Below are 22,570 nucleotides of genomic sequence, written 5' to 3'. Positions count from 1 at the left end.
TTGGATCTTTCTATTTCTAAAGAGGTATTTAAAGCGAGAGGTAAAAACGATTTCAGATCAAAAAAACAGCGGATTTTTAAATGGCAAGAATATAAAGAGAGAGGTAAAAACCTCTCTCTTTAGTAACGATAAAACATTGCTCTGAATGAGAGCGTTATATCTGCTTAATTACCGTGAACTTTACTTAATTGAGCTGGGGTATGACAAGTTGCACAGCTTTCTGATGCACGAGTTTGCACATCGGCTGCACTACTGCCATTTAAAATACCACCGTTAGTCTCAATGTGAGATTTTGTCGCATCACTCAGATATTTTTGGTGACAGCTTAAACACGCACCCGCATCTGAAGATACCCAAATATCGGCACCGTTATTATTGATATCACCGTAGCGCCATGTGCGATTAGGCTGACGTCCTAAGGTAATACCTGTAATGACGTTTGCTTTATCAACTGTATGGCATGTCGCACAATCGGTTTTTAGCACAGTGCCTGATTGTACACCCGCATATTTCAGGTAATGGCCTTCACGTTCGTGAGCTTTCCACGCAAAGCTAGTTGGGATCTTACCGCCAGGATAGTTGGCATCACTTTTCAAGGTTTTATCCGAAGTATGACAAGTTTGGCAATTTACACCGTTGTCATAGTGGTGGATTTCTTGATTGTGACAACCTTGACACTTAGTTGCATCAATAATGTCGCGACGTGTCGCTGCCTTGGCAGTGTTGTCCACTCCCGTATCTTTCCAAACGAAATGATATGGGGCTTGTTTAACCGCGACTTTACTTACACTGTCAGCAGAGCAATCTGTCATCGCTACGTCAGCAACGCCATAACCGCCATTGTTGAAGCACACTTCTAATGTTGACCACAGCTCGAATGTTTTACCATTTGCATCAGCGGGTAAACTGAACTTAGTGCCTGTTAATGAGTAGGTTTTATTCGCTTCATTATAGGTACCTTCACTTAAAGCGATACGACGATTGCTATAAGAGGCATCAGCATAGCTTGGGTAATCTTTATCAGAATCCCATGCTACGACAACGCGTGAGCTTTGATTTACGAAGGCTTTATCAATAGCATTGCCATCTTTGTCAACAACTTGGACATCAAAAGTGATTTTGCCCGTGTCATTCACGCCGACATTAGTGAACTTAATGCCCATGGCTTTAGTTTCTGTGTAAGCTTTAAGCACATCACCATGACGTTTAGCTGCACTACCTGTGCCATTGTATGGTTCAGTTGCATTATGACAAGCGACACAATCACTGCTGCTGTGGTGAGCTGATGGTTTTTCTGTGTGGCAACCAATACAGGCTTGATTGCTTAAGTCGGCTTTAAATAGATCAGCATTAGCTGGTGCACCCGCTCCTTCAACGTGACAGGCTGTGCAATCCGCTGCAGGTTTTAATGGGAAACCGACCTTGCCGTAGTCAATTACTTTGCCACCATAACCGACAATCTTGTAAGGGGCTGGTACTTCAGCTCCTGTCTCATCGAAGGTATGACGCTCGCCACCTTTGTGGATAGCATGGATCATGTAAGTGAATTCAATGCTATTACCTGACTCAGGATCGCCAGAGGTTGCCGTATGACAAGAAGCACAGTTTTCAATATCAACTCTACGGCCACCGTGTAACGCTAAACTTTCTGGCTGGTGACAGGTATAACAGGCTGTTATTGAAACAACGTTGCGGGTTTGAATACCTTCAGTTTTGCCTGTAGAAGGTTGCCAATCAAAATGGGCGTTGGCAGCAAGCTGTGGTAATTCAAGTTCTAATGTTGCCCGTTGAGTCGCTTCAGCACTGTAAGTAATCGCTAAGGGTTCAGTGACATTGGCGATATTGGCTTGATAGGTATAGCTATAGTTACCATCGCCATGATCCACTAAACAGGTATCACACTTGGCAGCGGCTTCAACGTTGGCTTGAAATTGAGCTGATGGATTGAGGTTATCCACGCCAGAAGGCGCTGTGCCAGGTTCTTTTTTGGCATTAATGTAGGCTTGCCATTGGTAACCGCGGTCGGCGGGTTTGGCTGGATCATCCGTTGCTTCAGTCACATGGGTGAGTTGTGCAATACCAAAACGTATGTCGTGAGTTTTATTTAAGCCTAGTACTGCAACGCCATTCGCATTTTCTAATGTGAAATCGACCGTAACTTTACCGGCATCGATAGTGGCATTAGTAAAACTTGCTTTCAGTGTAGGCGTTGTATCGATATTGACACCAACAACACCCGGTTTACCGTCTTCACCATCTTTACCGTCACTACCACCGCAACCGGCGAGTAGTAGAGAGAGTAAACCGGCACCCAACATCGCTTTTGTTGCGGCATTGAAATTGAACCGTTTCATCATGATATTTCCCTGCAATAGTTGTAATCATCATCAAACGCTTGGTAGATAAGAATAAATCTCATTACCCGCATAAGATGTGTGGAATTAGTTTTCCATCTGTAAGGCTAACTAAGTCACTGGTATTAATCAGTCACTTTAGGTGGGTAATGTGACTGAGATCTGACTATTTCTTTAGAAGTAGATGACTGCATAGTATGAGTTCCTTTTATATCTGCAGTTGCTGGCCTTTTTAGGCCAGCATCATAGGCTTAGTTTATGGGATGCACTTTTAACACGTCTGCGACTCCGCCTTGTCCATGACAGAAAGCACAGGTTTCAGTTCCTGCGGTTGCATCGGATTTTGTGCCTGCAAAAACAGCACCTTGCTGAGCCATGTGGTTATGAGTGCTGGTATCTGAATGGCAGTTGCTACACACAGCGGCAATCGGGCTGGTAAAAGTGCCGTTATCGAGGGCCAGAGGTTGTACCGCTGAATTTAAAGGAAGGGCGACGGTAGATATCCCCGCTGTATCGTTAACATGGCATTGGGCACAGTTACCGATGTTCCCTGGGTAGTTTAGGTTTTCAAAACCTGCGAATTGGCTGGTGTGAATACCGTGGATCAGCTGCTTAAAGTCAAATGACGTGGTGGAAGGATTTGCCGCCGTCGCATTAGCCAGCATATTGGCGTTATGACATAGCTGACATTGACCACCGAGATCGTTGCGTGAGCCGTGGATATTAAGCTTTTGATCGCCATGGCAATTGCCGCAGCTTGTATTACTAACAACAGTGCGACGACCCGTACTGCTTAATGCTGCCATATCAAAATAACTGTGGCTGGCTTTAATCACTAACACTTCCGCCAGTTCAGTGGTGCAATCAACGAGTACCTTGTCTTTGGCGCAGACTCGGCCTTGAATCGCGAGTCCGCCATGATCCGATTCAGTGCCTGCAGGCACAGTAAGACCCGAAATTGTATAGGTATAAATGCCATTTGAGCCTGATAAGGGTGTGGATTCCGGCAGCTTAATCGAGCGGGCAGAGCGAGTGGCATAATCAAAACTGGTTCCCCAGTTAGCATATACCCTTAAATCATTGATGAATTTTAGCTTATCGGCACTCTCGCTGTAGACGCTGCCAGTAGCTGGGTTCATCAATTTAACCGCGACTGTGACTGTACCATTGGCATCCATACTGGCGCTGGTGATGCTTGGGCTAAATTGCATCAGTGCCGCGGTTTTGTCTTCATCACTGTGAACGCTTGCGGTCCAGTCGGCATTATGGCACGCCACGCAGTTACTGTTATCGGCCTGCGCTGGATGTCCTTCGCCTGCGGGAAAATTGATTTGTGTATGGCAGGCGCCGCAGGCTTGCATGGTTGGGACTCTGTGCCAATTTTGCTGCTCAGCTAACTCAGCCTTATCGACATGACAGGTTTGGCAGTCACTGATGGGTTGCGGGAAACCGGTTAGATGTTTGCTGTGGATCATTTGCGGGAAAATATCCGCGGGGTTACTGACTTTTTTGCTGTTATGGCAAGTGACGCAGGTTTCGATTTGATTATATTTACTGCCATGGAAAGCAAGATTGCTGTGGCAACTATTACAGGTTTCTACTGTGACTAAGTTGCGGGTGTAAGCGACATTATCCCCAGAAGATTGCCAGTCATAATGTTGATTGGTAATAGGTAAGGGGGTGTTATCAGCAAGCTTATCGCCGCCGATTTTGACCACCATTCTTTGGGTCGCTTCGGGCATAAACGTCACCCCATTCATGCCATTAAACGGTGCGCTGAAGGTGTAGCTGTAGTGACCGTTTTTATGGTCTGTGAGACTGCCAGGACAAGTTGCCGCGCAGGTTTCGGCGGTAAAATGCTGCCATTCACTGCTATTACCCGCACCCGTATAACCTTGCGGCAGAAGCTGCGCCGCAATAAACGTCGCCGATGGGACACCAATTACGGCTTCATCATCTTGATTGCTCACTTGAAAATCCACTTGAGCAATACCATCTGCCATCTCAACTTTATCGACCGTGACCTTTAGGCTAGTGATGGTTAACGCGGGCGGTTTTGCGGGTTCGCCTGGATTACCATCTTGGCCGTTATCACCGCCACAGGCGCTTAATAGCGAGACTAAGACCAGCGTCAGACTGAATTTCGAGCTCATTTTTGCAAACTTGTTCATATTTCTATCCTTGGAATGCGCTGTCAGTGCCTAAGTTACATTTGGTAGCTTAAGGTCAAGCCTAAATAGTGAGCGTTGTAGTCGTGGCTCATATCCCCAAAGCTGAGTACGTTGGGAATCGTGTCCCAATATGTGCCTTGGTTTTGCCAGTTAGCATCTTGATACTTCTCGAATAACCAATCGACGCGTAGCGACATACTGTCGGCAAACTTATATTTGGCGTAGGCATTAATATTGTGTTTGCGGGCATAAAAATCGCCATAGGGACTGGTGATGCCGTAGACGATCTCGGTATCACTCTGTCCATCGGAATAGCTGTAGTCCAAGCCAATGTTGAGGTGATTATCGAACAGGTTTTGATAACTAAAACCTGCCCCAATTAAAGTCGATTTTTCCTCGGCAGTGCTGTACCAATCGGGCGTTGAAAAGTGGTTGCTGCCTGCTTGATCTGAATCGCGCCAATCTTGGTTAACAAAGGCACTGAAATGAAGATCGTCACTCAGCGCATATTGGGCCGATACGTCATAACCTAGGTAGGACACTTGAGTAAGACCCACTTGGGTGTGGTGATAATCGTCATCGACACTGTGCAAGCTGGCGCCCAGCGAGAGGCCGATATCAGTTTGATAATCAGTGTGTAAGGTGACTTTTTGCCTTTTTCTGTCGGCGAGGTAGGATTTACGCAGCCAAGGGTTGCTTTGGCTTTGAGTGGTAGTGACTGGATCGTATTCACTGCCATCGCGCTCTAGTGCTTCTCCTTTTAACCATGCTGACCAAGCAGGGGAATAGCGATAGCTCAGTTTGGCAAACACGCCGGACTCATCGACGGATTGGCGGTCGAGTTCAGTGTAATCGTTTTCGTTACGGCTGTAGCCTGCTTCTGCATAGGCGGCTGAAGTAAAACGGTATTTGCCTTTAAGTTCGAGTTTTTTGGTTCGCTTATCATAAAGGCTATTTTGAGCAGTGCCTTGGTTAATACTGTCGGTGATGACTTGTGGGAAGTCTAATTTGGCCGTTTTGTTATCTTTGTCTTGATAGTTGTAGCTTGCCTGTACACTTAAATCTTGGGTGATCCGGCCCGAATATTTAAGGATCATTTCAATAATATCCACTTGGCCATCTAAGGTATCCGCAGGCAGGACAGGTGACGGGCCATTGATGGTGGCTGGAATAAAAGTGTCATCTTGGGTCATACGGCTAAAGCCTGCGTGCATTAGCACATTCTGACCATTCGCCCCCCCAGAGGCTTCTGCGGCAACGCGATAGGCTTTACTGTCGGGGTCGGCCGCATTTTGACCTAAGTATGCCGCGCCAAAGGTGGGCGTGTAGGCTGATTGCCATTGCATGGCTTGGTGATCATTTTTATATTGGCTGACTTGGCTATTGATGCCAGCCTGCCAGCCTGTGCCATTAAAATAGACTCTGGCATCGATTTCATCGGTACTGTCATCAATAGGTTGGGCGAGCATAACGCTATTGGTGAGTATATTGGCGCTGGTCTTTTTGGCTCCGCTGCGGTCTTCATGCTGATAGTTTAATGATGCTTTGTAGTGACTGGTATTGTCACCTTCAGGTGATATTTTGCCCGCGTAGTAACCACCGATCATAAAGCGATCACGTTGAATACTTAAATCTTGGCCAACAAGGCTGCTCTGTAGCATAGGCATAGATTGTGTTGTGCCACCTGTTATCCAGTTATCGGGCAACAACATCATATCTTGCGATGAGGTATAAGGGCTTTTGAGTTGATTATGGTTATAGTTAGCTAAGCCTCTATAACCTAAGTTGATTTGATAGTTCCCTGGCCTTCCTGTCATGAGCTTAGCTGAGCCCGCATCAAAACCTAACTTATCCGCGATCAATTGAGTTTGATAACCCGACGATGTTTTGTACAGCATATCCGCACCGACGGCGGCAACGATACCATCGTTATCTGTCCCAGTGCGGTTACCGAAACGACTGTCCTCGCCATCGTTGTAAGCGAGGGTGGCACTGACATCACCACTATGCCCTGACTTAGATTGGCATTGTTTGCAGCTCCATGCTTCTGTTTTTATGCCACTTCGATTCGCCTGTTGTAGCTCATAACCTTCGGCATGTGCCTGAGATAAAACACCGCTTATCACCCATGCGAGTAACGTGAGTGAGAAGCAAGCACTAGGGTGAGATAGTTTAGCTGTTGGCATGATCGTTCCCTTGTTATCTCTGTAGCAATTTGCCAGAAGGATGGTTAGAACCATGCACTTGTCCGTGGCAATTCATACAGGAATTACCTGAAGTGAAGGCATTGGTTTGATTGCCAAAGTAGGCATTGCTGCTATGACCATCCGAGGCGTGGCACTGTTGACAAAGCTGAGGAGGCTTACTGATCAGCATGGCGTCGTTTACGCTGCCATGGGGGTTGTGACAATTCGCGCAGTTGTCGGTGACGGGGGCATGTTCCCATAATTTAGGACCACGTTTTTCGGCGTGGCAGCTATAGCAATTTTCGTTGACGCTCATTTGCTTCAGGCTTGAATCGTTCAAACTGCCGTGGGGATTATGGCAGTCACTGCAGACCATTTGTTGCCATTGTAATGGATGGGCCGAGCGTTTGTGCATATCGGCTTTTTGCTGGGTATGGCACTGGGTACAAATGGCGACTTCATTGGCTTTATCGCTGATAGGATCCTTGGCAACATGAATTTGATGGCAACTTGCGCAGGCAACATCGGCGTTATCGTGGTGATTGCCTTTCCACGCGATACGTTGGCTGTCATTGTGGCAGCTCATACAAACGCTGTTTTGCTTTTGCGCGGGAACAGGAGAATTTGCACCAAAGGTGATCATTGGCTCTTTGCCACCTTTGTTATGATTCCCTAACGGGCCGTGGCAGGCTTCACACTGCAAATCAGCCATGGGGGAAGCTTTTACATTGGGATTACCATGAACCCCATCAAAAATGGCCATGACCACGGCACTTTTTTTGTGACACATTAGGCAAGTGTCAGCCCCTTTGGCGGAATACTTACCTTCGGCGAATTTTTTGTCTAATGTCGCGACAACGTCCTCTGGTTTTTTGTCATCCCAAGGCGTCGCCGAGGCCGAAATACTCACGATTGATAACAAAATACATAGCATAGCCTTAGCTATGCTTTTGAACTTTAGCCTTATTTCCATGTTCATCTTTTCCCGAGTGCATTTATATTTGTTATTTTTACGCTTTCGATATTGCTAATTTAGCTTATTCAAGCTGATTAATATTAGAACAAATGTGTGACACTCGCTTAACATCTGAGCGTCTTTTCACTGTAAAGAGGGATGATTTTACTGGTGATATAGAGGAAGCGTGACCTTGATCACGTTTGCTTTGGTAAGGGTTTTGTTCACAGCTTTTTTGACTTCTTTCGATCGCATCATTCTCTTGTGCACTTAGGTATGGATTTTTATTTTCAGTTGGCCGTTTATTCATTGGTATTTTTGTCACATAATACCCAACACAATTGAAAACTATTATCGTTACCAGTCAAAAATCTTGATCTAGGTAAAGTTATTAGGGTCATAGCTCAGTTACAATGGGCGCAGTTTTTCGAGCTGAACCTGTTGCAAGGTGGAATACGTAATGAAGTTAAGCGAACTCAGTCCCGGTGATCGCGGTATTATTTCTGAAGTGGGGCGTTTAGTGTTACCACAAACCGTGAAGCGTAAGTTGTTATCCATGGGGATCACGCCAAATACGCGTTTTTCATTGATCCGATACGCACCTATGGGTTCTGGTCTCGAACTGGATATTCGTGGTAGTAAACTTTGTATGCGCAGAGATTTGGCAGACATCATTGAGGTGGAAAAGGCGAATGACTAAGCAGTTTCATTGCGTCACAGTCGGTAACCCGAATGCGGGTAAATCGACGCTCTTTAACGCGCTAACCGGCGCGAATCAACAAGTCGGTAACTGGTCTGGTGTGACGGTCGAGAAAAAGACTGGTCATTTCACCTTAAACGGTGCCGATGTCTATCTGACCGATTTACCGGGTATTTACGATCTTCTGCCTGCGGGCAATAGTTGCGATTGTTCACTCGATGAGCAAATTGCGCAGCAATATCTCGCCGAGCAACGTGTCGACGGCATTATCAATTTAGTCGATGCCACTAACATCGAACGTCATTTATATCTCACCGCCCAATTGCGTGAACTCGCGATCCCTATGGTGGTGGTGCTGAATAAAATTGATTCTGCAGTTAAACGCGGTATCAAAGTCGATTTAAAGAAAATGAGCAAAGAGTTGGGCTGCCCTGTGATTGGTGTGTGCTCACGCGATCCTGCCGATGTAGAAAAAGTGCAAGCGCAGGTACTCGATTTACTGCAAGGCCGAGTCTCTGAAGCACCATTAGTACTGCATTACGATGAACAAATTGAAGCTGGCGTGCAGTTGCTTTGTAGCAAAGACACGCAATTAAGCCGTGGCCGCGCCTTGGCTATGTTAGGCAATGGTTCAGGTTGTGGCAGTTGCCAAAATGCTGAGTTGCAGGATGAAGTAAATACCTGTACCCAGATTATCTCTTCGCAGGGCCATGATATTGAAGTGATGGTGGCTACCACGCGCTTTAATTTCGTTGAGAAAGTGTTTCAAGGTTCAGTGAAAGAGTCGGGATTCCTCACTCTCAGTGATAAATTAGATAAACTCGTATTGCATCCCGTGCTTGGCATTCCTGTGTTCTTGTTCGTGATGTATTTGATGTTTATGTTCAGCATCAATATTGGCAGCGCTTTTATCGATTTCTTCGATGTGTTTGCGGGTGCGTTGTTTGTCGACCACTTTGGCGCATTCTTGACGAACATGGGCTCTCCGGCTTGGTTGGTCACTATTCTCGCTGGTGGTGTTGGCCAAGGTATTCAAACCGTGACCACGTTTATTCCGGTGATCGCTGCTTTATTCCTCGGTTTGTCAGTCCTTGAAAGCTCTGGCTACATGGCCCGCGCTGCATTTGTAGTTGATGGGTTAATGCGCCGTATCGGTCTGCCCGGTAAAGCTTTCGTGCCTATGATTGTCGGTTTTGGTTGTTCAGTGCCAGCGATTATGGCGACGCGCACCTTGGGCAGTGAACGTGAGCGTATTGTTACGGGTATGATGGCGCCATTTATGTCTTGCGGTGCACGTTTGCCAGTGTATGCGTTATTTGCCGCGGCATTCTTTCCCGATTCTGGACAGAATTTAGTCTTCTTGCTTTACGTTATTGGTATCTTTGCCGCTATCGGTACGGGTTTATTACTCAGAAGCACCCTGTTGCCCGGCACCAGCAGTGCTGTGGTGATGGAACTGCCAAGCTATGAGATGCCCAAATTTAAAGCTGTTATGGTCCGCACTGGCAAACGCACTAAGAGCTTTATTTTAGGTGCGGGTAAAACCATTGTGCTGGTGGTGACGTTATTAAACTTTATCAATGCTATTGGTGTTGATGGCACCTTCGGCCATGAAGATAGCCAAGCATCTTTGTTGAGTGTTGCGAGCCAAAAAATCACGCCAGTCTTCTCACCTATGGGTATAGAGCAGGATAACTGGCCTGCAACTGTGGGTATTATCACAGGTATTTTTGCCAAAGAAGCGGTTGTTGGTACCTTAAACAGTTTGTACAGCACTGCAGCGCCCGCTGATGAAGAGCTTACGCCATTGAGTGAAAGTTTTAATGCGGCTCTGGCGACGATTCCTGCAAACTTGTTTGGAATTGATCTGGAAGATCCGCTAAAACTGTCGGTTGGTGATTTGACTAATAAAGAAGCGATAGCGGAAGAGCAAGGCGTGGCGACATCGACCTTTGGTGCCCTGCAAGCTGGTTTCAGTGGCAAAATTGCGGCGTTCTCTTACTTGCTGTTTATCTTGTTGTATACCCCTTGTGTCGCGGCGATGGGCGCCTTAGTGCATGAGTTTGGCTCTCGTTGGGCGACATTTGCGGCTACGTGGACTTTCTCTCTGGCCTATGGCTCAGCGACTGTGGTCTATCAAGCGGCAACCTTTACACAGCATCCTGTACAATCGAGTCTGTGGATTGGTTTCTTCCTGTTTGCGTTAGTGGCCTTTTATCAATGGCTGAAACGTAAGGGCAGAAGAACCCAGCAGATCATTCCAGGGATCCGCATCATCACAGAGTAAGATTTACTGAGTCAGCATGACTGAGTAATAAATGTCAGCTTAGTTAGGTCAAAGATAAAAGCAGCTTTCATGGCTGCTTTTATTGTTTTACTATCGCGGTTATAACCCAGCCGGTCAAAAACCATAGTTTTTAGCACTAGGCATTGTAACTAGTAGTGATCTGTAGGATCATGCTGGTTTTCTTAAAATTGCCATTGTTCGCAAAGAGGAATTCCATGAGTCATGTGGACACTGAAGTACGTCCGAGTAACTTTATTCGTAATATCATAGATGAAGATTTACAAAGCGGTAAGCACACGAGTGTACAGACTCGTTTCCCGCCGGAACCTAATGGCTATCTTCATATTGGTCATGCTAAATCTATCTGCTTAAATTTTGGGATAGCGCGAGACTATAACGGTCTGTGTAATTTACGTTTTGACGATACTAATCCTGAAAAAGAAGACATTGATTATGTTAATTCTATTCAGGCGGATGTGCGTTGGCTTGGATTCCAGTGGGATGGCGATGTACGCTATTCATCAAACTATTTTGATCAGTTACATCAATATGCAGTTGAACTGATCAACAAAGGTTTGGCTTATGTGTGTTTCTTGAATGCTGATGAAACTCGCGAATACCGTGGCACGTTAAAAGAGCCAGGTAAAAACAGTCCTTTCCGCGACACATCAGTCGAAGAGAATCTTGCCTTGTTCGCTAAGATGCGCGACGGTGGTTTTAAAGAAGGTGAGTGTGCGCTGCGTGCCAAAATTGATATGGCGTCGCCATTCATGTGTATGCGCGATCCTATCATCTACCGTATTCGTTTTGCCCATCACCACCAAACGGGTGATAAGTGGTGCATTTACCCAATGTACGACTTTACCCATTGTATTTCTGATGCGTTAGAACACATTACCCACTCTTTATGTACTTTAGAGTTCCAAGACAACCGTCGTTTATACGACTGGGTGTTGGATAATTTGAATGATTTTCAAGCGCCGAATCGTACTCGTCAATACGAGTTTTCACGCTTAAATCTTGAATATACCTTGATGTCTAAGCGTAAGCTAAACGATCTTGTGACCCGTAAACTCGTGTCAGGTTGGGACGACCCACGTATGCCAACGATTGCTGGCCTGCGTCGCCGTGGTTACACGCCTGCGTCAATTCGCGAGTTTTGCCAACGTATCGGCGTGACTAAGCAAGAGAATATGATTGAAGTCGGCATGTTAGATGCGTGTATTCGTGAAGAATTGAACGAACATGCACCGCGTGCGATGGCTGTATTACGTCCATTGAAAGTGATCATCGAAAACTATGCTGAAGGTGAACTTGAGTATATTCAAGCGGCCGCTCATCCAAATGATGAGAGCATGGGGACACGCGAATTAGCCTTTGGCCGTGAAATATTGATTGATGTGGCTGACTTTAGAGAAGAAGCCAACAAGCAATACAAACGCCTTGTGACAGGTAAGGAAGTGCGTTTACGTAATGCCTATGTGATTAAAGCTGAGCGTTGTGACAAAGACAGCGAAGGCAATATCACGACGGTTTACTGCACTTATGATCCTGAAACCTTAGGTAAAAATCCTGCTGATGGCCGTAAAGTTAAAGGTGTGATCCATTGGGTTGAGGCATCTACTGCTAAACCAGCTGAATTCCGTCTCTATCAGCGTTTATTTACCGATCCTAATCCTGCTGCGGCAGAGACTGTGGACGAAGTATTAAACCCTGAATCCTTAGTGGTAGTGCACGGTTTTGCTGAAGCAAGCCTAGTGAATGCACCAGCAGAAAAAGCTTATCAGTTTGAGCGTGAAGGATATTTCTGCGCTGACAGCAAAGATTCATCAGCTGATAAACTCGTGTTTAACTTAACCGTAGCGCTGCGTGATTCTTTCGAGTGATTTGATAGTATTAGCTTGATTGAATTGGTTTGATGAAATGAGTCAAACAGTTCAACTCAATTAAGCTAAGTTGAATTAAGCTAGGTTGTTCTGATCATTAATCAGACCCAAAAAAGAAGGCCTTTTAGGCCTTCTTTTTTTATTTTATTAATCAGCGATAAAGCTATTGGCTGGTGTGAATTACAGTTAATTTGAGTTGTTATTGATACATAGGACCAAAACCTAGGCTCCATAAAATAACGCTGGTTGCCATTAGCCCTACTAACAACACTAAACCAGCGGTCACCATAGAGCTGGCATAGATAAAGCCTTTCTCTTCAGGGATATTCATAATAATCGGCACACCCGCGTACAGTAAGTAGACTGAGTAAGCCAGACCAATCAATCCCACGATCATGATAAACCACAGCACTGGATACAAGGCGGCTAAACCGACCATAAACAATGGTGTAGCTGTGTAGGACGCGAGTTCTAACGCTTGGGTGTAGGTTGGGTTTGCATCGAAGGTTTTTGCCATCCAATAGGCCAAATAGGCGAGGGCGAATACGCCCGCAATTAGGCCTAAATACATGCCAGCTGACATAAACATGGCGCTTTGAGGTGTGAGGTAAATAGGATCGCCAGCGCCTGGATTCCAGCCAATATAAGCCGTAGCAATATAACTGCAAATCGCTGGGATTAAAGCGATCAGCACCACATGACTTAAGCTACTTTTTAGTGCCTCATGGTTTTTCTCAATTGTGTGCCACTCTTGTTTAGGATGAGTGTATAGCCCCATTAAGTGATTCAGTATCATTATAATTATCCTTGTTCAGCATTGATGAATGGCTCGCCAAACGTCAGACGAGCTGATAACAGCTCCACAATCGAGGTTAAAATGGTGTCCTGTTCCTTTAACTGACGATTGGTGACACATACAGAAGTGAGAGGCTGTGTGATCAGGATCTCAGTTCTTTAGAGTGTAGATTATTTATTGAACAAAAAGTTCAGCGCGTCAAGTTTACTGAAGCCTAATGCTATAGCTTATGAGTAAATATGCGTAAAATAGCGCGATATTCAGAATGAGATTGAGTGAGTCCATGCAGCAACTTCTTGCCCCCATCCACGCGTTTCTTCGCTGTGAAACACCGCAAACTTGGATTGATGTCGCGATAAAATCAGATTCCTTGGATGAGTTGCTTATCGATCATTGTAACTGTGAGTTAAAAGCGGCCCAGACGGCGATATTTTTGCTACGAAAATATGCGTTAGATAAAGACAGTGGTCGAGCTCTGTTGGCGTGGGCTAAACCCTATGAAGAGTTTATCTATTCGCAAGATCATGATGTGGAGAGCTTTCTGGCGCGCGATGTGAAAAAGAATGAGCTGGTGGCCGAACTTATGCCTAAGCTAAACTTTAAGTTTGCCGCTAATTTGGTTTCACCTTTAATCCGCTTGATTAAAGAAGAGTTTCATCATTTTGAGCAAGTATTGGAATTGATGCACAAACGCAGCATTGAGTATCGTAATATTCGCGCAGGCCGTTATGCCAAAGGCATGATGAGCTATGTAACCACCCATGAGAAAGATATCCTGCGGGATAAGCTGATTGTGGGGGCGTATATTGAGGCGCGTTCGTGCGAGCGTTTTGCTAAGTTGGCGCCCTATTTAGACGGTGAGCTGAGTAAGTTTTATGTGTCACTGCTGCGCTCTGAAGCCCGCCACTATCAAGATTATCTTGCATTAGCACAGTTGGTTTCACCTGAGGATATTAGCGAGCGCGTAAGGTACTTTGGTGAGTTAGAGGCTGAGTTGATTCTGGCGCAGGATGATGAGTTTCGTTTCCATAGTGGATCGCCGCTAGCAAATTGATTTGAAGCACCTTCTTTTTAAAAATTGATGAATTAAGTCGATATAGCTAAAACGATTAACGGTTCGCTCGAACCGTTAATATGAAGCCTCTTTAAGCTGAAACAAGGCTAATAAAAGCAAGCTAATTTAAGTTGCCTGCTCGAAGGGTAAGGACTGCAAATTAATCCCTTCGGCGCTCACACTCAGTACACTGCCTTGCTCATACCAATCGCCCACCACAATACGTTGACAGCCATTGGCAAGTTGATGAATGGCGGGTCTGTGGGTATGACCGTGGATCATATGTTTAGTGTGGGTCTTGGCAAATAACGCATCGACCGCATTGGGCTCCACATCCATGATGGTGTAGCTTTTTTGCTGATTGCTACTTTTGCTATTGCTGCGAATTTTATCGGCAATGCCCTGACGAGTTTTCTTGGATAAACAACCATATAGCCGACGCGCCAGTGACAAACTGCGCAGTTTCCGAAAGCGCTGGTAGGCTTTATCTAAAGTACACAAGCTGTCGCCGTGTAAGATAACCGTCTCTATGCCGTATAAATTCAGGCACTTCACTTCGGGTAAGATTTGCATTCCTGCGGCGCGCGCATACTGCTTGCCTAACATAAAGTCACGGTTGCCGTGGATGAAATACACTGGCAGCTTTTGCGATACTTGCTTGAGTTTTTCGGCGAGTTCGAGGGCAAAAGGCAATGCAATATCATCGCCAACCCAGACTTCAAACAAATCACCTAGGATATAAAGGGCGTCGGCATCATCGAGTTCAGTGTCGAGGAAGCGAGTGAACGCTTGGGTGATATCAAGACGATCTGCACTTAGGTGCAGATCGCCTATAAATAAAGTTCGCATTCGCAGGGATTATGCCGCAACGCTGACTTTTTCAATCACTACAGCTTCTAATGGTACATCTTGATGCATCCCACGGTTACCTGTACTAACTGCTTTGATTTTTTCGATAATATCCATGCCTTCAACAACTTCGCCGAATACGCAGTAGCCCCAGCCCTGTGAGGTTTCTGATTTAAAATCGAGGAAAGTGTTGTCGTTCACGTTAATGAAGAACTGCGCAGTGGCCGAATGTGGATCAGAAGTACGCGCCATAGCTACAGTACCAGTACGGTTTGATAAACCGTTATTGGCTTCGTTCTTTACTGGCTCGTTACAACGTTTTTGGCTCATGTCTTCGTTGAAGCCACCACCTTGGATCATGAAACCGTCAATCACACGGTGGAAGATAGTGCCGTCGAAGAAACCTTCGTCAACATATTTCATGAAGTTTGCCACTGTTAACGGCGCTTTTTCAGCGTTCAGTTGCAGTTTAATGTCGCCCAAATTGGTGTGTAATGTGATCATGTTTTCATACTCTCTGTAAATAGTGGCGCGATTCTAACTTATCTCGGATTGCGCGCAAAGTGCAGTATTCAAAACCTGTCAGGCCGTGATAGACTGACTCCTTGATTTTACACCTGAATGTATCATTGAAGAGAATATCGATGTTGAAGATTTACAACAGTATTACCCGCCAAAAACAGGAATTTAAGCCGATTACTCCCGGAAAAATCGGGATGTACGTGTGTGGTGTGACCATATACGATCTCTGTCATATTGGTCATGGCCGTACTTTTGTTTCCTTTGACATGATAGTGCGCTACCTGCGTTACGCGGGTTATGAAGTGAATTTTCAGCGCAATATCACCGATGTTGATGACAAAATTATCAAGCGCGCTAACGAGAATAACGAAAGCTGTGAAGCCTTAACCGAGCGTTTGATCGGTGAAATGCATCAAGACTTCGATGCCTTAAATATGTTGCGCCCCGACTTTGAACCGCGCGCAACCCTGCATATTGCCGAAATCATCGACATGGTTGAGTTATTACTCGCCCGTGACCATGCCTATGTGGCGAGCGATGGTGATGTGCTTTTCAGCGTGGCTTCCTACCCTGATTACGGCCGTTTATCGGGTCAGAATTTAGATCAACTGCAAGCCGGTGCTCGGGTTGAAGTGGACGAAACCAAACAAAATCCAATGGATTTTGTGTTGTGGAAAATGTCTAAACCTGGCGAACCGACGTGGGAATCGCCATGGGGACCGGGTCGTCCTGGCTGGCATATTGAATGTTCGGCCATGAACAGCAAACATCTAGGTCTACATTTCGATATTCATGGCGGCGGCTCTGACTTACAGTTCCCGCACCATGAGAATGAAATCGCCCAGTCTTGCTGTGCCCATGACACCCCATACGTGAACTATTGGATGCACACTGGCATGGTGATGGTTGACCGTGAAAAAATGTCTAAGTCGTTAGGCAACTTCTTCACTATTCGCGATGTACTTGGTCACTATGATGCTGAAACTGTGCGTTATTTCCTGTTATCTGGCCATTATCGTAGCCAACTGAACTATTCAGAAGATAACTTGAAACAAGCTCGCTCAGCTTTAGAGCGTTTGTATACGGCTATTAAAGATGTCGACTTGACTGTCGCTGCGGCGCCAGCAGAAGAGTTTGTCGCGAAATTTAAAGCGGCGATGGATGATGACTTTAATACACCTGAAGCCTATTCAGTCCTGTTTGACATGGTGCGTGAGATCAATCGTTTAAAACTGACCGATATGGCACAGGCATCGGCATTAGCAGTCACCTTGAAGCAATTAGCAGATGTTTTAGGCTTATTAAGCCAAGAGCCAGAGGCTTTCTTCCAAGGCGGCGGTAGTGATGATGAAGTGGCTGAAATCGAAGCTTTAATCGTTGAACGTAACCGTGCTCGTACTGAAAAGGATTGGGCTGCTGCGGATGTGGCGCGTAACCGTTTGAATGAGTTAGGTGTTGAGCTCGAAGATGGCCCAAGTGGCACCACTTGGCGTAAGAAATAAGCTTAGTTAGTTGTTTTCTCTCATCTAGACGAAATCTTCAGCCATAAAAAAACCTGCATCATGCAGGTTTTTTTATGGCTGAAGAACTTTAGAACTTAGAACTTAGAACTTAGAACTTAGTCGTGATATTGCTCGGCAGCGTATAAGGTGTTTTCCAATAGACTCGCAATCGTCATCGGACCAACTCCGCCTGGGACTGGAGTGATAAAACTGGCATTTTGCGCCGCTACGTCATATTGCACATCGCCGACTAAGGTGCCGTTATCTAAACGGTTAATGCCTACGTCAATGACAATAGCGCCGGGCTTTATCCACTCACCAGGAATGAAGCCGGGTTTACCGACTGCGACAACCACGAGATCTGCGATACGAATTTTTTGCTCAAGATTCTTCGTGAAGCGGTGGCAAGTGGTCGTAGTGCAACCCGCCAACAGTAATTCTAACGTCATAGGGCGGCCGACAATATTAGACGCACCAACCACGACAGCATCTAAACCATAGGTATCAACGCCGGTAGATTTGATGAGTGTCATTATGCCCATTGGCGTGCAAGAGCGCAGCACCGGAATACGCTGTGCTAAACGGCCAACGTTGTACGGGTGAAATCCATCGACATCTTTATCTGGGCGAATACGTTCGATGACTTTTGAATCTTCGATATGGGCGGGTAGTGGCAGTTGCACCAAAATGCCATCGATGGTCGGATCATCATTCAGACTATCAATAAGGCTCAGCAACTCATCTTCACTGCAACTTGTTTCTAAATCGTATGAACGAGAAATAAATCCAACTTCTTCACAGGCCTTACGTTTGCTTCCAACATAAACCTGTGATGCCGGATCGGCTCCCACTAATACTACGGCTAAACCCGGAATGCGCTGTCCAGCCTCTTTGCGGGCGGTGACTTTTTCGCTGAGCTTAGTGCGGATGGATTGAGCAATCGCCTTGCCGTCGATTATTTGGGCTGTCATGGGTGTAGGATATCCTTTATATGGGCGATGGTTAAAACAGTAGTTAACACAGAGATTGGCAATCGCGGCTATTTTAACAGGGCACAGCTACTGTGTCATGGTTAAAGCCGTCGCCAAATGGATAAAAAAAACCGGATTAGCCTGATAATTCAGCACCTAGAGTCAATCAATAAAAAAATCGTTGACGGTTGTAAAGTGAGGGGATAAGATGCGCTCCGTTCTCAGGCAGATGTATTCATCTAGCACTGAAAATGTTATGTAAGACCTTCGGTGATTAGCGCAGCCCGGTAGCGCATCTGGTTTGGGACCAGAGGGTCAGAGGTTCGAATCCTCTATCACCGACCACTTTATTATTGTTTGCTTCAATGAATTTAAAGATAATTTGAACTCAAATAAGCGAATGGTAGGGTTAGCTAAGTGCTTTCCAAAATCGGTTAGGATACAGAAAGTTATGTAAACCATGCGCCCGTAGCTCAGTTGGATAGAGCACCCGCCTTCTAAGCGGGTGGTCGCAGGTTCGAATCCTGCCGGGCGTACCAGTTTCAGTGGTGATTGTAGCTCAGTTGGTAGAGTCCCGGATTGTGATTCCGGTTGTCGTGGGTTCGAGCCCCATCAGTCACCCCATTCTTTAGTACTTTGAGTACAAATTAAAAAAAGCGACCTTGTGTCGCTTTTTTTATACCCCAGATTCGGCTGTTGAGGCTCGACTCTGCAGAAAACGGTGGCTATAATGTCGCGTCTTGATAGATATCAACTATGAGCGACCTGTGCCTAAAGCCAGTAGTGGTGGGCATTGTAGTCAAATTTAATGATCAAGAAACGAATACCTGAATAGTTGATGAATCGGCTATTACAAAGGACGTTAGACAAATTTCGAGGTAAAACAATGCAAGTTTCTGTTGAAGCAACCCAAGGCCTAGAGCGTCGCCTGACCATTTCTGTTCCTGCTGAACAAATTGAAAAGCTGGTTAAAGACAGTTTACAACGTGAAGCTAAGCGTGCTCGTATCCCAGGTTTCCGTCCTGGTAAAGTGCCTATTACTGTGATTAACAAACGTTACGGCGCAGCGATTCGTCAAGACATCATGGGTGAAGTGATGCAACGTAACTTCATCGAAGCAATTATTGCTGAGAAGTTAAACCCAGCCGGTGCACCGACTTTTGTTCCTGGTTCAACTGATGGCGAAAAGTTCGAATTTATCGCTACCTTTGAAATCTATCCAGAAGTTGAGCTGAAAGGCTTAGATGCAATCGAAGTAGAACAACCAAAAGCTGAAGTGACTGACGCTGACGTTGACACTATGATTGAAACGCTACGTAAACAACACGCAACTTTCGCTGCTGTTGAACGTGAAGCTGCCGATGGCGACAAAGTGAAAATGAACTTTGTTGGCTCAGTTGATGGTGAAGAATTTGAAGGCGGCAAAGCTGACGATTTCGAACTGCAATTAGGCAGCGGCCGTATGATCCCTGGTTTTGAAGCGGGTATTTTAGGTCACAAAGCGGGTGAAGAATTTGTTATCGACGTGAACTTCCCAGAAGAATATCACGCTGAAAACCTGAAAGGTAAAGCCGCTAAGTTCGCGATTACGCTGACTGAAGTTCAAGCCGCTAACCTGCCAGAAGTAAACGATGAGTTTGCTGCTCTGTTCGGTATCAGCGAAGGTGGCTTAGAAGCCCTTAAAGCTGAAATCCGTAAAAATATGAACCGTGAACTTGAGCAAGCGTTAAAAGCTAACGTGAAAGAGCAAGTGATCAACGGTCTGTTAGCGAACAACGACATCACTTTGCCAAAAGCACTGATCGATGGCGAAGTTAACGTACTGCGTCAACAAGCAATGCAACGTTTTGGCAATCAAACGGCCAACATGCCTGAACTGCCAGCTGAATTGTTCACTGAACAAGCTGCACGTCGCGTTAAAATCGGTCTGTTATTAGGCGAAGTCATCAAGACTAACGAACTGAAAGCAGAAGACGAACGCGTACAAGGCTTGATCGCTTCTATGGCTTCTGCCTACGAAGATCCAAGTGAAGTTGTTGCTTATTACAACAGCAACAAAGAGCTGATGCAAAACATGCGCAACGTTGCTTTAGAAGAGCAAGCAGTTGAAGCACTGTTGAAATCTGCCAAAGTGACCGAAAAAGAAGTCGCTTTTGAAGAATTTATGAACAAGGCTACTGGTCGCGCATAAGCTAAGCTTGACTTGATTAGCTGTTCGCCATTTATAATGGCTCGTATGAGGCTCCTCATGCGAGCCATTTTTATTTAGGGAAGTGAATAATGCATAATGCGTCAGACATACAAAGTGCTTTAGTGCCTATGGTGATCGAACAGACTGCTAAGGGTGAACGCTCATACGATATTTATTCTCGTTTGTTGAAAGAGCGGATTATCTTTTTGGTAGGTCAAGTTGAAGAACACATGGCAAACCTTATCGTGGCGCAACTATTATTCTTAGAATCAGAAAGCCCAGATAAAGATATCTTTTTATACATTAACTCTCCAGGTGGCTCAGTCACCGCAGGCATGGCGATTTATGATACCATGCAGTTTATCAAACCGAATGTTAGCACTGTCTGTATCGGCCAAGCGGCCAGCATGGGCGCTTTCTTATTAGCCGGTGGTGAGAAGGGCAAACGTCACTGTTTACCAAACTCTCGCGTGATGATCCATCAACCACTGGGTGGTTTCCAAGGTCAAGCTTCTGACATCGCTATCCATGCCAAAGAAATCTTAGGCATTAAGAATAAGCTTAACCAAATGTTAGCCGAGCACACTGGCCAACCGCTCGAAGTGGTTGAACGCGATACCGATCGTGACAACTTCATGAGCGCGACTCAAGCCGTCGAATATGGCTTAGTTGACTCTGTGATGACGAAACGCGGCTGATTTTTGCTTTTGACTGAGCTATGCTCTGTAAAGGTTAAGCAAATTTAAGACAGGCAGTAGAGCAGACTGCAAATGAGGTAATTAATGGGCGACAACAAAAATAATGGTGACAGCGGTAAATTGCTGTACTGCTCTTTTTGCGGAAAGAGCCAGCATGAAGTCAGAAAACTCATTGCTGGCCCATCAGTGTATGTATGCGACGAATGTGTTGAGTTATGTAACGACATCATTCGCGAAGAGATTAAAGAAATCTCTCCAAAGCGCGATAGCGATAAGTTACCGACACCACATGAGTTGCGTGCACATTTAGACGATTATGTGATTGGCCAAGACAGGGCGAAGAAAGTGCTATCTGTGGCAGTGTATAATCACTATAAGCGTTTGAAAAATGCGTCGCCTAAAGATGGTATCGAGCTGGGTAAGAGTAACATTTTGCTTATCGGTCCAACGGGTAGCGGTAAGACGCTGTTAGCTGAAACCCTTGCGCGTTCACTCAATGTACCTTTCACTATGGCCGATGCCACGACACTGACTGAAGCGGGTTATGTGGGTGAAGACGTTGAAAACATCATTCAAAAGTTGCTGCAAAAGTGCGACTACGATGTAGAGAAAGCGCAGCGTGGTATCGTTTATATCGATGAAATTGATAAAATTAGCCGTAAGTCAGACAATCCATCGATCACCCGTGACGTATCGGGTGAGGGCGTGCAGCAAGCGCTGCTTAAGCTGATTGAAGGTACTGTTGCCGCGGTTCCACCACAAGGTGGCCGTAAGCATCCACAGCAAGAATTCTTACAAGTCGATACTTCTAAGATCCTTTTTATCTGTGGCGGTGCGTTTGCAGGGCTTGAGAAAGTGATTGAGCAACGTGCACACGTGGGTTCGGGCATCGGTTTTGGTGCTCAGGTAAAAGGCGAAAAAGAGAAGGCGACGATTTCTGAAACCTTAACTCAAGTTGAACCTGGCGATTTGGTCAAATATGGCTTAATTCCTGAGTTTATCGGCCGTCTACCTGTGGTTGCGACTCTGACTGAGCTAGATGAAGAAGCCCTAGTGCAAATTTTATCTCAACCTAAAAATGCCCTGACTAAGCAGTACAGTGCGTTATTTGAGATGGAAGGCGTCGAGCTTGAGTTCCGCGAAGATGCACTTAAAGCGATAGCACACAAGGCGATGTCACGTAAGACAGGTGCCCGTGGTTTACGCTCAATCGTTGAAAGTATTCTACTGGATACTATGTACGATATTCCTTCAGTCGATGGTGTTGTGAAGGCCGTTGTCGATGAATCAGTGGTGAAAGGTGAATCTGCACCTATCCTGATTTATGAGCACAATGAAGCCCAAGCAGCCTCTGGCGAGCAATAATTGTACTGATTGCTAATAAACTGAAAAACAAGGAGTCCAATGGACTCCTTTTTTCGTATTAGCCATTGAAACTCAATAAAGCG

At 45.6% G+C, this 22,570-nt stretch carries 16 protein-coding genes and 3 tRNA genes; 11 read left to right on the top strand and 8 right to left on the bottom strand.

Annotation, left to right across the window (positions count from 1 at the left end; translation table 11 throughout):
• Positions 1-164: 164 nt before the first annotated feature.
• The 4 genes from Q4Q49_RS09810 to Q4Q49_RS09795 all read right to left on the bottom strand — a co-directional run bounded on the left by Q4Q49_RS09810 (position 165) and on the right by Q4Q49_RS09795 (position 7,690).
• Complete coding sequence (locus Q4Q49_RS09810) at positions 165-2,357, bottom strand: OmcA/MtrC family decaheme c-type cytochrome (RefSeq protein WP_311999233.1); 2,193 nt, start codon at positions 2,355-2,357, stop codon at positions 165-167.
• Positions 2,358-2,605: 248 nt separating this feature from the next.
• A complete protein-coding gene (locus Q4Q49_RS09805; protein WP_311999232.1) occupies positions 2,606-4,525 on the bottom strand; it encodes an OmcA/MtrC family decaheme c-type cytochrome in 1,920 nt (639 codons plus the stop codon).
• A 35-nt stretch (positions 4,526-4,560) separates the two neighbouring features.
• Positions 4,561-6,711 (bottom strand): MtrB/PioB family decaheme-associated outer membrane protein, encoded by a 2,151-nt coding sequence (locus Q4Q49_RS09800; RefSeq protein WP_311999231.1) that lies wholly within the window; start codon positions 6,709-6,711, stop codon positions 4,561-4,563.
• A gap of 13 nt (positions 6,712-6,724) precedes the next feature.
• Positions 6,725-7,690 (bottom strand): DmsE family decaheme c-type cytochrome, encoded by a 966-nt coding sequence (locus Q4Q49_RS09795; RefSeq protein WP_311999230.1) that lies wholly within the window; start codon positions 7,688-7,690, stop codon positions 6,725-6,727.
• Positions 7,691-8,126: 436 nt separating this feature from the next.
• On the opposite strand from Q4Q49_RS09795, the gene Q4Q49_RS09790 reads away from it, so the two are divergent.
• The 3 genes from Q4Q49_RS09790 (at position 8,127) to glnS (ending at position 12,539) form a co-directional block, all read left to right on the top strand.
• Complete coding sequence (locus Q4Q49_RS09790; RefSeq protein ID WP_012196862.1) at positions 8,127-8,366, top strand: FeoA family protein; 240 nt, start codon at positions 8,127-8,129, stop codon at positions 8,364-8,366.
• Positions 8,359-10,653: a Fe(2+) transporter permease subunit FeoB gene (gene feoB, locus Q4Q49_RS09785; protein WP_220776386.1), complete on the top strand. Its 2,295-nt coding sequence runs from the start codon at positions 8,359-8,361 to the stop codon at positions 10,651-10,653. The genes Q4Q49_RS09790 and feoB overlap by 8 nt, the downstream gene beginning before the upstream one ends.
• Before the next feature lie 215 nt (positions 10,654-10,868).
• Positions 10,869-12,539, top strand: a complete 1,671-nt coding sequence (gene glnS, locus Q4Q49_RS09780) for a glutamine--tRNA ligase (protein ID WP_006081116.1) — start codon at positions 10,869-10,871, stop codon at positions 12,537-12,539.
• A gap of 199 nt (positions 12,540-12,738) precedes the next feature.
• On the opposite strand, the gene Q4Q49_RS09775 is transcribed toward glnS, so the two are convergent.
• Positions 12,739-13,335 carry a Yip1 family protein gene (locus tag Q4Q49_RS09775; protein ID WP_006081117.1) on the bottom strand — a complete coding sequence of 199 codons (597 nt, stop codon included), beginning with the start codon at positions 13,333-13,335 and terminating at the stop codon, positions 12,739-12,741.
• A gap of 283 nt (positions 13,336-13,618) precedes the next feature.
• Here Q4Q49_RS09775 and miaE point away from each other — a divergent pair, with 283 nt between their 5' ends.
• Positions 13,619-14,389, top strand: a complete 771-nt coding sequence (gene miaE / locus Q4Q49_RS09770; protein WP_311999229.1) for a tRNA isopentenyl-2-thiomethyl-A-37 hydroxylase MiaE — start codon at positions 13,619-13,621, stop codon at positions 14,387-14,389.
• 126 nt (positions 14,390-14,515) lie between these two features.
• Here miaE and Q4Q49_RS09765 read toward each other — a convergent pair whose 3' ends face one another.
• Complete coding sequence (locus Q4Q49_RS09765) at positions 14,516-15,238, bottom strand: UDP-2,3-diacylglucosamine diphosphatase (protein ID WP_311999228.1); 723 nt, start codon at positions 15,236-15,238, stop codon at positions 14,516-14,518.
• Positions 15,239-15,247: 9 nt separating this feature from the next.
• Positions 15,248-15,742 (bottom strand): peptidylprolyl isomerase, encoded by a 495-nt coding sequence (locus Q4Q49_RS09760; protein WP_106650139.1) that lies wholly within the window; start codon positions 15,740-15,742, stop codon positions 15,248-15,250.
• 140 nt (positions 15,743-15,882) lie between these two features.
• On the opposite strand from Q4Q49_RS09760, the gene cysS reads away from it, so the two are divergent.
• Positions 15,883-17,262 (top strand): cysteine--tRNA ligase, encoded by a 1,380-nt coding sequence (gene cysS, locus Q4Q49_RS09755; RefSeq protein ID WP_311999227.1) that lies wholly within the window; start codon positions 15,883-15,885, stop codon positions 17,260-17,262.
• Positions 17,263-17,378: 116 nt separating this feature from the next.
• On the opposite strand, the gene folD is transcribed toward cysS, so the two are convergent.
• Positions 17,379-18,233 carry a bifunctional methylenetetrahydrofolate dehydrogenase/methenyltetrahydrofolate cyclohydrolase FolD gene (gene folD, locus Q4Q49_RS09750; protein WP_011846463.1) on the bottom strand — a complete coding sequence of 285 codons (855 nt, stop codon included), beginning with the start codon at positions 18,231-18,233 and terminating at the stop codon, positions 17,379-17,381.
• A gap of 268 nt (positions 18,234-18,501) precedes the next feature.
• Between folD and Q4Q49_RS09745 the strand changes: the two genes are divergently transcribed.
• The 6 genes from Q4Q49_RS09745 (at position 18,502) to clpX (ending at position 22,487) form a co-directional block, all read left to right on the top strand.
• A tRNA-Pro gene (locus Q4Q49_RS09745) sits at positions 18,502-18,578 on the top strand.
• 117 nt (positions 18,579-18,695) lie between these two features.
• Positions 18,696-18,772: transfer RNA gene (locus tag Q4Q49_RS09740), tRNA-Arg, on the top strand.
• Positions 18,773-18,781: 9 nt separating this feature from the next.
• Positions 18,782-18,857: transfer RNA gene (locus Q4Q49_RS09735), tRNA-His, on the top strand.
• A 262-nt stretch (positions 18,858-19,119) separates the two neighbouring features.
• Entirely contained in the window at positions 19,120-20,424 is a 1,305-nt protein-coding gene (gene tig, locus Q4Q49_RS09730; RefSeq protein WP_006085365.1) for a trigger factor, read from the top strand.
• A gap of 89 nt (positions 20,425-20,513) precedes the next feature.
• Positions 20,514-21,122, top strand: a complete 609-nt coding sequence (clpP, locus tag Q4Q49_RS09725; RefSeq protein ID WP_006081124.1) for an ATP-dependent Clp endopeptidase proteolytic subunit ClpP — start codon at positions 20,514-20,516, stop codon at positions 21,120-21,122.
• Between the two features lie 84 nt (positions 21,123-21,206).
• Entirely contained in the window at positions 21,207-22,487 is a 1,281-nt protein-coding gene (gene clpX, locus Q4Q49_RS09720) for an ATP-dependent protease ATP-binding subunit ClpX (RefSeq protein ID WP_006081125.1), read from the top strand.
• Positions 22,488-22,570: the final 83 nt, after the last annotated feature.

This window comes from Shewanella sp. SP1S1-7, assembly GCF_031932105.1.
Taxonomy (GTDB): Bacteria; Pseudomonadota; Gammaproteobacteria; order Enterobacterales; family Shewanellaceae; genus Shewanella; species Shewanella baltica.
The sequence above is the reverse complement of the archived record's forward strand: the minus strand, read 5'-3'. Positions and strand labels throughout refer to the sequence as shown.